This is a genomic window from Actinotalea ferrariae, assembly GCF_019733465.1.
Classification (GTDB): Bacteria; Actinomycetota; Actinomycetes; order Actinomycetales; family Cellulomonadaceae; genus Actinotalea; species Actinotalea ferrariae_A.
Genome location: NZ_JACVQL010000037.1, coordinates 1 through 11409, shown reverse-complemented (window position 1 = coordinate 11409; position 11409 = coordinate 1). Strand labels below are relative to the sequence as shown.

Annotated in this window: 9 protein-coding genes; 8 read left to right on the top strand and 1 reads right to left on the bottom strand. The window is 74.6% G+C overall.

Annotated elements, in window-relative coordinates:
- The first annotated feature begins 232 nt into the window (after window positions 1-232).
- The 6 genes from ICW40_RS03700 (at window position 233) to purM (ending at window position 9124) form a co-directional block, all read left to right on the top strand.
- Window positions 233-1273 (top strand): hypothetical protein, encoded by a 1041-nt coding sequence (locus tag ICW40_RS03700; RefSeq protein ID WP_221652487.1) that lies wholly within the window; start codon window positions 233-235, stop codon window positions 1271-1273.
- Window positions 1273-1650: a sterol carrier family protein gene (locus tag ICW40_RS03695; RefSeq protein ID WP_221652486.1), complete on the top strand. Its 378-nt coding sequence runs from the start codon at window positions 1273-1275 to the stop codon at window positions 1648-1650. The genes ICW40_RS03700 and ICW40_RS03695 overlap by 1 nt, the downstream gene beginning before the upstream one ends.
- A gap of 270 nt (window positions 1651-1920) precedes the next feature.
- Window positions 1921-5949, top strand: coding sequence for an ExeM/NucH family extracellular endonuclease (locus ICW40_RS03690; protein WP_221652485.1), 4029 nt, complete (start codon window positions 1921-1923; stop codon window positions 5947-5949).
- 132 nt (window positions 5950-6081) lie between these two features.
- Window positions 6082-6384 (top strand): histidine kinase, encoded by a 303-nt coding sequence (locus ICW40_RS03685; protein ID WP_221652484.1) that lies wholly within the window; start codon window positions 6082-6084, stop codon window positions 6382-6384.
- A gap of 80 nt (window positions 6385-6464) precedes the next feature.
- A complete protein-coding gene (gene purF / locus ICW40_RS03680) occupies window positions 6465-8009 on the top strand; it encodes an amidophosphoribosyltransferase (RefSeq protein WP_221652483.1) in 1545 nt (514 codons plus the stop codon).
- Window positions 8006-9124, top strand: coding sequence for a phosphoribosylformylglycinamidine cyclo-ligase (gene purM / locus ICW40_RS03675; protein ID WP_221652482.1), 1119 nt, complete (start codon window positions 8006-8008; stop codon window positions 9122-9124). Before purF ends, purM begins: the two co-directional genes overlap by 4 nt.
- 111 nt (window positions 9125-9235) lie before the next feature.
- On the opposite strand, the gene ICW40_RS03670 is transcribed toward purM, so the two are convergent.
- Window positions 9236-9439 carry a DUF3073 domain-containing protein gene (locus tag ICW40_RS03670; protein WP_221652481.1) on the bottom strand — a complete coding sequence of 68 codons (204 nt, stop codon included), beginning with the start codon at window positions 9437-9439 and terminating at the stop codon, window positions 9236-9238.
- A 523-nt stretch (window positions 9440-9962) separates the two neighbouring features.
- Here ICW40_RS03670 and ICW40_RS03665 point away from each other — a divergent pair.
- Complete coding sequence (locus ICW40_RS03665; protein ID WP_221652480.1) at window positions 9963-10169, top strand: BldC family transcriptional regulator; 207 nt, start codon at window positions 9963-9965, stop codon at window positions 10167-10169.
- 106 nt (window positions 10170-10275) lie between these two features.
- A partial coding sequence (locus ICW40_RS03660; protein WP_221652479.1) for a bifunctional transcriptional activator/DNA repair enzyme AdaA occupies window positions 10276-11409 on the top strand: 1134 nt, incomplete at its 3' end.

Here is an 11409-nt window from a genome sequence, read left to right as displayed (position 1 = left end):
ACGCAGGGCTCGAGGTCACCGACGAGGCGACCGTGCGCGCGGCGGTCGCGGCGGCCGCCGGTGCCGCGACGGTACGGTGACGCGGCACGCGCGGTGGCGGCAGGGCTGCGCGCAGGACGGGGGAGCCATGCGGTCGGTAGCGGACGGTGCGCGAGCGCGTCGGGCACGCGGAGCGACGCGACGCACGGGCCGTACGGCGTGGGCTGCGGCGCTCGTCGGTACGACGGCGCTCGTGCTCGCAGCGTGCACGGCCGGCGCCGAGGAGGCGCCCACGGACCGGCGGTCGGAGACCCCGGCGTCCCCCACGCCGGAGCCCGAGCCGGTGCCCGAGGTCGGCCCCGTCTCGGCCTTCCTCAGCACCCTGCGCGCGCTGACCGAGGAGAGCGACGAGCAGATCGCCGAGCGCATGGCCGCGGTCGAGGCCGTCGTCGCTGCCTGCATGGCCGACCAGGGCTTCGAGTACGTCCCGGTCGAGTTCCGCCCGCGCGACGACGACGACGCGTCCGCCGTCGCGCCGCCGTCCGTCGACCCCGTCGAGGCTGCCGAGGAGCACGGCTACGGCATCGCGACGGCGCCCACGGGTCCGCCGGAGGGCGCCCCGGCCTCGGAGTGGGTCGACCTCAACGGGCCGATCGTCGAGGCGATGTCGTCGGCCGAGCGGTCGGCGTACTACCTCGCGCTGGGCGGCGAGGGCCAGGGTGAGGCGTACGTGCAGGGCGAGGAGCCGTACGACTGGACCAAGTACGGCTGCAGCGGCCGCGCCCAGCACGAGGTCCCCGGTGCCGTCCGCCCGCAGTTCGACATGAGCGCGTTCGGCGCGCTGGACGCCGACATCCAGACCATGTGGGGGTCCGTGGCCGACGACCCGCGGCTGGTGCCCGTCGTCGAGGCGTGGTCGCAGTGCATGGCGGAGGCCGGGTACCCGGGCATGACCCACGTCGAGCAGCCGCGGGACGAGATCTCCGCCGCGGCCGAGCTCATCTGGCAGGAGACCTACGGCAGCCTCGTGGTCGACGTGTCGAGCGACGACTACATGACCTCGCCCGCGTACCTCGAGGCCAAGGCAGAGACGGAGCGACGGCTCGCCGAGCTCGCCACGACGGAGATCCCGCTGGCCGCCGCGGACGCGCGGTGCGCGGAGGAGACGGGGTACTGGGAGGCCCGTGGGCAGGCGGCGCTCGACGCGGAGAAGGCGTTCTACGCCGCGCGCGAGGGCGAGTTCGAGGCGTGGCGCCAGGCCTACGAGGAGTTCGCGGCGGGACAGGGGAGCTGATGCCGCCCCGTCGCCGCACCGACCCCGCCGAGGGTCGGGCCGCCGTCGCCGCCTGGCGCGCGGACCCCGACGCGGCACCCCGTGCCGTCGTCCGCACGGCCGTGCGCTTCGCGCTCGAGGAGCTGGCCGACGTCGCGCCGGGGAACGCGGTCGAGGTGCGGGTGCCACCGGACGGCGCCGTGCAGGCGGTCGCCGGGCCGAGGCACACGCGCGGCACGCCTCCCAACGTCGTCGAGACGGACCCGGCCACGTGGCTCGCCCTCGTGACCGGCGCGCTCGACTGGCACGACGCCGTCGCGCGCGGTGCGGTGCACGCGTCGGGCGAGCGCGCCGACCTCTCGGCCTACCTCCCGCTCCAGGCGGCCCGACCCCGCTGAGCTCGGCCACCCCACCCGCGCACAGTGGAGCGGAATCGTGCGCCACGCCCGCGTGTCGCCACGGGAACGCTCCGGTCTGCGTGGGTGTGTCCGGCCGGTCCGGTGACCACATGGTGAACGAGCGGTCCGGGTCGTGAACAGGTCGGATCGGGGTCATGACCGGGTATGGGGCGGGTCTGGTTTTTCACCCGCTCGGCGTCTAGCGTCCGAGCGTCGGAGCGCCGTGGAGCGCCGCCGACGTCGTTCGGACGACCCCTGGAGGTCAGCCAGATGCATCCCCTACGGCGCGGCACCCCGCGCCTCCTCGCCCTCTCGGCAGCGGGGGCCACAGCCCTCGCCACCGGGATCGTGGCCCCCGCGGCAGCCGACGACGTCGTCGCTGCCGCCGCAACCCACACCATCGCCGAGGTCCAGGGTGACGCCGACGCCACCCCCGTCGCCGGCGCCACGGTCACCGTCGAGGGCGTGGTCACCGCCGACCACCGCGAGGGTGGCTACCGCGGCATCTACATCCAGACGCCCGGCTCGGGCGGCGCGCAGGACGCGACGCCCGGTGCCTCCGACGGCGTCTTCGTCTTCCTCGGCAGCCGCACGACGCCGGCCGTCGTCGGCGACCTCGTGAGCGTCACCGGCGTCGCGGCCGAGTACTTCGGCCTCACCCAGATCAACGCGAGCGCCGCGGCCGCCACGGTCGAGGTGCTCGGCGCGGGCGAGCTGCCCGCCGCCGTCGCGCTCCCCGACACCGTCGTCGGCGCGGACCGCGAGGCCTACGAGGGCATGCTCGTCAACCCGCAGGGCAGCTACCTCGTCGCGTCGACGCACGAGGTCGACCGCTTCGGGACGGTCTGGCTCGCGGCGGGGGACGCGCTGCCGGTCAAGAGCACCGAGCTGGCACGGCCCGGGCCTGAGGCCGACGCGATCGCCGCCGCGAACGACGCCCGGCTCCTGCTGCTCGACGACGGCCGCAACAACCAGGTCACCGGCGCCACGCAGCCGTACCTGACGGCCGACCCGGTCCGCACGGGTGACGCCGCCGAGTTCGGCGAGCTCGCGTACGTGCTCCACTACGGCTTCGACCGCTGGCGCCTGCAGCCCACGACGCCGCTGTCGGCGACGACGTCGGACGCGCTCGAGCCCACCTTCACCGAGCTCAACCCGCGGCCGGCCGCTCCGGCCGAGGTCGGCGGCGACCTCACGGTCGCGGCGTTCAACGTGCTCAACTACTTCACGACGCTCACGTCCGAGGACTCGACCGCGCGCGGCGCGGCGACCGCCGAGGCGTTCGCGATCCAGAAGGCGAAGATCGTCGCTGCCATCTCCGCGCTCGACGCCGACGTCGTCGCGCTCCAGGAGATCGAGAACTCGGTGCACTTCGGCGACGGCACGCCCGACGTCGCGCTCGCCGACCTCGTCGCGGGCCTCAACGAGGCCGCCGGCGCCGAGGAGTGGGCGTACGTGGCCACGCCGGCCGCGCTGGTCGGCGAGGGCGCGCCCGACACCGACGTGATCATGAACGCGATCATCTACCGGACGGCGTCGGTGACGCCGCTCGGCGACGCGGCCACGCAGGTGGACGAGGAGGTCTGGGACATCGCGCGCGAGCCGATCGCCCAGGCGTTCACGACCCCCGCGGGCGAGGGCAGCGCTTTCCTCGTGGTGGCGAACCACTTCAAGTCCAAGGGCGGCGACGGCGAGGAGCCGGCCGACGGCCAGGGGCAGTTCAACGCCGAGCGGGTCGAGCAGGCGGAGGCCGTGCTGGCGCTGACGTCGGAGCTGCAGGCGCAGACGGGCATCGACGACGCCGTCGTGCTGGGTGACCTCAACGCGTACGCGCAGGAGGACCCGGTCGTCGTCTTCACGTCGCAGGGCTGGGTGGACCTCGTCCCGGCGCGCGACCCGGGCGCGTCGACCTACACGTTCGACGGCGAGCTCGGCTCGCTCGACCACGCGCTCGCGTCGCCCTCGTTCGCGGCGCGCGTCACGGGCGCGGACGTCTGGGACATCAACGCGGACGAGTGGTCCGGCCACCAGTACGCCGGACCGTTCGCGGACCCGTCGCACGTCTACCGCGCCTCGGACCACGACCCGATCCTCGTCGGCGTGCAGGCCGAGGGCGACGTGGCGGGCACGGTCGAGATCGACCTGCTCGGGATCAACGACTTCCACGGCCGCCTCGAGCCGGACGGTGCGACGGCCGGTGCCGCGGTGCTGGCCGGCGCCGTGGACGCCTTCCGCGCCGAGAACGCGGACACGCTGTTCGTCTCGGCGGGCGACAACATCGGCGCCTCGACGTTCACGTCCTTCGTGGCCGAGGACGAGCCGACGCTCGACGCGCTCGACGCCATGGGCCTCGACGTCTCGGCGATCGGCAACCACGAGCTCGACCGGGGCCGCCCGGACCTCGAGAACCGGGTCGTCCCGCAGATCGACTTCCCGTACCTGGCCGCCAACCTGTACGACACGACGACCGGCGAGCCCGCCTTCGACGAGTCGTGGGTCACGGAGGTCGACGGCGTCCGGGTGGGCTTCATCGGCGCGGTGACGGCGGAGCTGCCGTCGCTCGTCAGCCCGACGGGCATCGCCACGATCGACACCCGCGCGGTGGTCCCCGAGGTGAACCGCGTCGCGGCCGCCCTCAGCGACGGCGACGAGGCGAACGGCGAGGCCGAGGTGCTCGTCCTCCTGGTCCACGAGGGCCCGGCGACGGGCGCGGTCGAGGACTCGACGGACGACTCCGTGTTCGGCCAGATCGTCGCCGGTGTCGACGCGGAGATCGACGCGATCTTCGCCGGGCACACCCACCAGGCGCACGCGCACCAGCTCCCGGTCGCGGGCTGGCCCGAGGGCCTTACCCGGCCGGTCGTGCAGAGCGGCCAGTACGGGCAGAACCTCGCGCACGTGACGCTCGAGGTCGACCCCGCCACGGGCGACGTCGTCGCGAGCTCGTCCGCGCTGGTGCCGCTGGCACCGGGCGGCGTGCCGGCCTTCCCGGCCGACGCCGAGGTCGCCCAGATCGTCGCCGACGCCGTCGCGGCGGCCGACGAGCTCGGGAAGGCGTCGCTCGGCGAGATCACGGACGACCTCCTGCGCGCGCGGCAGTCCGACGGGACGGACAACCGGGGCGGCGAGTCGACGCTCGGCAACCTCGTCGCGGACGTCCAGCTCTGGGCCACCCAGGACGTCGGCACGGAGATCGCCTTCATGAACCCGGGCGGTCTTCGCGCGGACCTCACGTACGCCTCGTCGAACCCGGATGACCCGGACGGCAACGTCACGTACCGCGAGGCGGCGACCGTGCAGTCGTTCGCCAACACGCTCGTGACGATGACGCTCACGGGCGAGCAGGTGGTGGAGGTGCTCGAGCAGCAGTGGCAGCCCGCCGCCGCGAGCCGTCCGTTCCTCAAGCTCGGCGTCGCCGGGCTGACGTACACGTACGACCCGACGGCTGCGGCCGGCGAGCGGATCACCGACGTGCGCGTCGGCGACGCGCCGCTCGACCTGACGGCGCCGTACCGCGTGGTGGCGAACTCCTTCCTCGCGGGCGGCGGCGACAACTTCACCACGCTCGCCGAGGGCACGCAGCGGGCCGACTCCGGTCGGGTCGACCTCCAGGCGTTCGTCGACTACCTGGCGGCCTTCACCCCCGTCAGCCCGGACCTGGCCCAGCGCGCCGTCGGCGTCGACCTGGGCGACGTCCCGGCCGAGGGGTACGTGCCGGGCGACACCGTCACGGTGGCGCTGTCCTCGCTGCTGTTCAGCGCGGGCGAGCCGCAGGAGGGGGCGCAGGTGGTGCTCTCCGTCGGCGGCCAGCAGGTCGCGACGGCGCCGATCGACCCGACGATCGTCGACACCACCGACGAGGTGGGCCGCGCCACCGTGTCGTTCACGGTGCCGCAGGGGGTCACGGGCACGGAGCTCGAGGTGACCGGGACCGTGGACGTCACCGGCACGGAGTTCACGTTCACCGTGCCGCTCGGCGAGGTCTCGGTGCCCGAGACGTGCCGCGTCGACCACATCGCGCAGCCGCTCGGGATCGGCATCTTCCTGAGCGTCGTCCAGGTCACCAACCTGAGCGACGAGCGGCTCCGCGGCTGGGAGCTCACGTGGGACTACACCAACGGCGAGCGCACTCTGCTCGGCATCGGTGCCCGCGTCGACCAGCGCGGTTCGACCGTGACCGCGACGAGCCGCGACGTGCTGCGGCCCGGCCGGTCGGCGTCGTTCCTCCTGCTGGGCTTCGGACGGCCGGGCACGCCCGCCGGCTTCGAGCTCGACGGGATGCCGTGCTCGACGTCGTGACGGCCTGACGCTCGACCGAGGAGGGGTCCCGGCCGCGGTGCGGTCGGGACCCCTCCTCGTCCGTGGCGGCCGAGCCGGTGGTGCGGGCGGTCGTGCCGGAGGACCGGTCCGGGCGGGAACTAGGCTCGGCCCGTGAGCCAGACCTCGCCGGACCCGCAGCAGCCCGCCCGCGACGACGCGCTCCCCACCGAGGCGGAGCTCGCGTCGGCGCGCGAGGGCCGCGTGCGGCGCGCTCCCCGGTACCGCCGGTTCGTGCAGGTGGGCGCGCTCCTGGGCGCCGTCGTCGGCGTCGTCGCGGTGCTCGTGCTGCCGAGCGTGCCGACGGAGGCGGGTCTCGGCACGGTCGCGTTCTTCGTCGGCCTGACGGGTGCCGTCCTCGGGGCGGTCCTGGGCGCGGTGGTCGCCGCGGTCGTGGACCGGCGGAGCAGGCGCTGACGCGTCGCGTGGGGCGCCGTGCCGTGCCCACTGGGCGGGCGTGGCGCGAGACGTGACCGGGCGTGTGCGAGCATGGGGACGTGGCCCGCGGAGACGGACGACTGACCCATGACCTGCTTCCCGGCGAGAAGGGTCCCCAGGACGCCTGCGGCGTCTTCGGGGTCTGGGCCCCGGGCGAGGAGGTCGCGAAGCTCACCTACTTCGGCCTGTACGCGCTGCAGCACCGCGGGCAGGAGTCCGCGGGCATCGCGACGTCGAACGGCGAGCAGCTCCTCGTCTACAAGGACATGGGGCTCGTGTCCCAGGTCTTCGACGAGACCGCGCTCAACGCGCTGACCGGGCACATCGCGATCGGCCACACGCGGTACTCGACCACGGGCTCGTCCACGTGGGAGAACGCGCAGCCGACGCTCGGCCCGACGGCGGGCGGCACGGTGGCCCTCGGCCACAACGGCAACCTCACCAACACCGCCGAGCTCGTCGAGCTGGTCGCCGAGCGCTACGGCTCGCGCCGCCGCGGTGAGCTCGCCCGCGGCACGACGACGGACACCGCGCTCGTCACGGCGCTCCTCGCCGGCGACCCGGACCACACGCTCGAGGCGACGGCCCTCGAGGTGCTGCCGCGCCTGCGCGGCGCCTTCTGCCTCGTGTTCATGGACGAGAACACCCTCTACGCCGCGCGGGACCCGCACGGCGTGCGCCCGCTCGTGCTCGGCCGGCTCGAGCGCGGCTGGGTCGTCGCGAGCGAGACGGCGGCCCTCGACATCGTCGGCGCGTCCCTGGTGCGCGAGGTGGAGCCGGGCGAGCTCATCACGATCGACGCCGACGGGCTCCGCAGCCAGCGCTTCGCCGAGGCGACGCCGACCGGCTGCGCGTTCGAGTACGTCTACCTCGCGCGCCCGGACACGACGATCGCGGGGCGCTCGGTGCACGCCGCGCGGCTCGAGATGGGTCGCTCCCTCGCCCGCGAGTTCCCCGTCGAGGCCGACCTCGTCATCCCGGTGCCCGAGTCCGGCACGCCCGCCGCGATCGGCTACGCCGCGGAGTCGGGCATCCGGTACGCGCAGGGGCTGACGAAGAACGCCTACGTGGGTCGCACGTTCATCCAGCCGTCGCAGACGCTGCGCCAGCTCGGCATCCGGCTCAAGCTCAACCCCCTGCGCGACGTCATCCGCGGCCAGCGGCTCGTCGTCGTCGACGACTCGATCGTCCGCGGCAACACCCAGCGCGCGCTCGTGCGGATGCTGCGCGAGGCCGGCGCCGCCGAGGTGCACGTGCGGATCTCGTCGCCCCCCGTGAAGTGGCCGTGCTTCTACGGCATCGACTTCGCCTCGCGCGCCGAGCTCATCGCGACGGGGCTCTCGCCCGAGGAGATCGGCCGGTCGATCGGTGCGGACTCGCTCGGCTACATCTCGCTCGAGGGCATGGTCGCCGCGACCAACCAGCCCACCTCGCAGCTGTGCACGGCCTGCTTCACGGGGAAGTACCCGATCGAGCTGCCCACGGCGGACCGGCTGGGCAAGAACCTCCTCGAGCAGAGCGAGCTGCCGCTGGGCGCGCCCGAGGACGGGCTGGCGACCCTGGTGGCCGCGACCGGTGGCGCGGGCGCGCTCGACCACCCGTGACCGGTCCGGAGGGCGCTCGCGTCACGTACGCCTCGGCGGGTGTCGACACGGAGGCCGGTGACCGCGCCGTCGAGCTCATGAAGGACGCGGTCCGCGCGACCCACGGGCCGCAGGTGCTCGGCGGCGTCGGCGGGTTCGCCGGGCTGTACGACCTCTCGGCCGTGACGCGCTACCGCCGGCCGCTCCTCGCGACCTCGACCGACGGCGTCGGCACCAAGGTCGCCATCGCCCAGGCGCTGGACGTCCACGACACGATCGGGTTCGACCTCGTCGGCATGGTGGTCGACGACATCGTCGTGGTCGGCGCGGAGCCGCTGTTCATGACCGACTACATCGCGACCGGCCGCGTGGTGCCCGAGCGGGTCGCGGACATCGTGCGCGGCATCGCGACGGCGTGCGCGGAGACCGGGACGGCGCTCGTCGGCGGCGAGACCGCCGAGCACCCCGGGCTGCTCGGGCCGGACGAGTACGACGTCGCGGGCGCGGCGACCGGGCTGGTCGAGGCGGACGCGCTGCTGGGACCGGAGCGCGTCGAGGAGGGCGACGTCGTGCTCGCCATGGCGTCGTCGGGCCTGCACTCGAACGGCTACTCGCTCGTGCGCCGCGTCGTCCAGGTCGCCGGCTGGGGCCTCGAGCGCGAGGTCGCCGAGCTGGGCCGTGCGCTCGGCCTCGAGCTGCTCGAGCCGACGCGCCTCTACACGCGTCCGTGCCTCGACCTCGCCGCCGACGCGTCCGCCCACGTCCACGCCTACAGCCACGTCACCGGCGGCGGGCTCGCCGCGAACCTGGCGCGCGTGCTCCCGGCGGGCCTCCTGGCCGACGTCGACCGCGGCGGCTGGGCCGTGCCCCCGGTGTTCGAGCTCGTGCGACGGCTCGGCGACGTGCCGTGGCCGGACCTCGAGCGCACGCTCAACCTCGGCGTCGGCATGGTCGCCGTCGTGGATGCGCAGGGCGCCGACGCCGCGCTCGCGCGGCTGGCCGGCGCCGGTGTGCCCGCATGGGTCCTAGGGACCGTGCGCGCCGACGACGGCTCGACGGGACCCGACGTCGTGCGCGGCACCAAGGGGGTCGACGGCGGTGCCGTCGTCCTCCACGGGAGCTACCGCACGAGCTGACCGCGCTCGCGCAGGAACCCGACCGTGACGGTCACCCTCGCCACCCACGTCACGCGACGGGGTGCACTCCTCCTTGGACGGTCGGCGGACCCGCAGGTCGCGCCGACCTCGTCAGCGGTCCTCGCCCGCCCAGTCCGCGAACTCGTCGACGTCGTCGAGGGAGTCCGGGGTCGGCCGGGTCTCGGTGACCAGGTCGCTGCGGCGGGTACCAGACGTGAGCTCCTGCTCGAGGGCTCGATAGTTCGGCTCGTAGCTCGAGTACTTGAGCTCGCGAGCGACCTTCGTCTGCTTCGCCTTCTGACGGCCGCGCCCCATGGCATCGACCCCCTCTATAACGTAGAAGCGGGGCGGCACCGTGCAGTCACGTGCGGCCCCGGGGTGCTGGTTCTCGTCGTGGGGTAACGCTACATGGTCCGAGGATGTTCCGGCGACCTGCGGGGCGTGGCCCGGGTCACTCGCGCCGCGGGTTCACCCTCCCGGAGGGTCCGACGTGGCGCGGACCCGGCCATGGCATGAACTCGCCGATATCCGTGGAGAGCGTTGTCCGAGTCGTCGTGATCCGTACCCGGTGGCGGCGCGTCCCACGGATCCGGCCGCTCGGCGACGCCCGCGCCACCGGATCCGCGGCGCGGCGACCCGACACGCGGGCCACCAAGCGAGACGGTAACGAGACCTGCCCGTGATGTCCGCTGTACGGTGATTTGGTACGGATCGGCGCGCGACTCGCAGAGTCAGCTCGGGGAGTCACGGCGTCGAGCAAGTGAAGTCACGACGCAGTGACCACCGTCGGGCATCGCGCGCCCCCGCGTGAGTGTCCGACCTCCCGAAGGAGGACCACGTGTCCGCTCGTCAGACCGAACCGGAAGTGCTGCTCACGCCCTCCGAGGTGGCGGCGATGTTCCGGGTCGACCCGAAGACCGTGACCCGCTGGGCCAAGGCGGGCAAGCTCTCCGCCGTCCGCACGCTGGGCGGGCACCGGCGGTACCGCGAGGCCGAGGTCCGCGGCCTCCTCGACGTCCCGCAGCAGCGGGTGCTCGGGGTCTAGCAGCGGGCCGGGCAGTCCCCGGCCCACCGGGGGACCGGACGTCGCGGTGCACCGCGATGTCCGGATCCCGCCAGCCACCGCCTCCCTGCCGGGGGAGGATGAGGGCGTGACCCCGCCTCTCGCCCTCGACCCGGACGTCGCGTACCGCGCCGTGCAGGGGCGCGACCCGCGCTTCGACGGGCGCCTGTTCGTCGCCGTGCTCAGCACCGGCATCTACTGCCGGCCGAGCTGCCCGTCGCGGACGCCCAGGGCGGAGAACTGCCGCTTCCACACGACGGCCGCGGCCTGCGTGGCCGCGGGGTTCCGCGCGTGCCGGCGGTGCCGCCCGGACGCCCTGCCGGGGTCGCGCGAGTGGGACCTCGACGCCGACCTCGTCGGCCGCGCGCTGCGCCGCATCGGCGACGGCGCGGTCGACACCGACGGGGTCGCGGGGCTGGCCGCCTCGCTCCACGTCAGCGAGCGCCACCTGCACCGTGTCGTCGTCGCGCGGGTCGGCGCGACCCCGGGGCAGCTCGCGCGGACCCGCCGCGCGCAGGTCGCGCGCCTCCTCGTCGAGCAGACGCCGTGGCCCATGGCCGACGTCGCCTTCGCCGCGGGGTTCACGAGCGTGCGGCAGTTCAACGACGTCATGCGCGCCGAGTTCGGCGCGCCGCCGTCGGCGCTGCGCCCGGCGGACATGCGGTCCGCCCCCACCTCGCTCACGAGCCCGCGGGCGGGAGGCGAGGACGGGGCGGTGGCCGACACCGGGACCGGCGCCGTCACTCTGCGGCTGCGGCACGGCACGCCGTACGACGCCGACGCGTTCCTCGCGCACGTCGCGGCGCGTGCGGTCCCCGGGCTCGAGGCCGTCGAGGGTCGTTCGGTGCGGCGCCTGGTGCCCGCGGCGGGCGGTGACGCGCTGGTCGAGATCTCGCCCGGCGACCGGCACCTCACCGCGACCCTGACCGTGCCGGACATCTCCGACGTGCCGCGGCTGGTCGGCCGGCTGCGGCACTGGGCGGACCTCGACGCGGAGCCCCTGCGCGTGAGCGCCGTCCTGGGGGAGGACCCGCTGCTCGCGCCGCTCGTCGAGAGGCGTCCGGGGCTGCGTGTGCCCGGGACCGTCGACCCGGCGGAGCTGACCCTGCGCACCGTGCTCGGCCAGCAGGTGAGCGTGGCGGCCGCCCGGACCCTCACGGCCCGGCTCGTGGCCGCGGCGGGCGTGCCGGCGGCGGCCGGCCTGCACCGCTTCCCCGAGCCC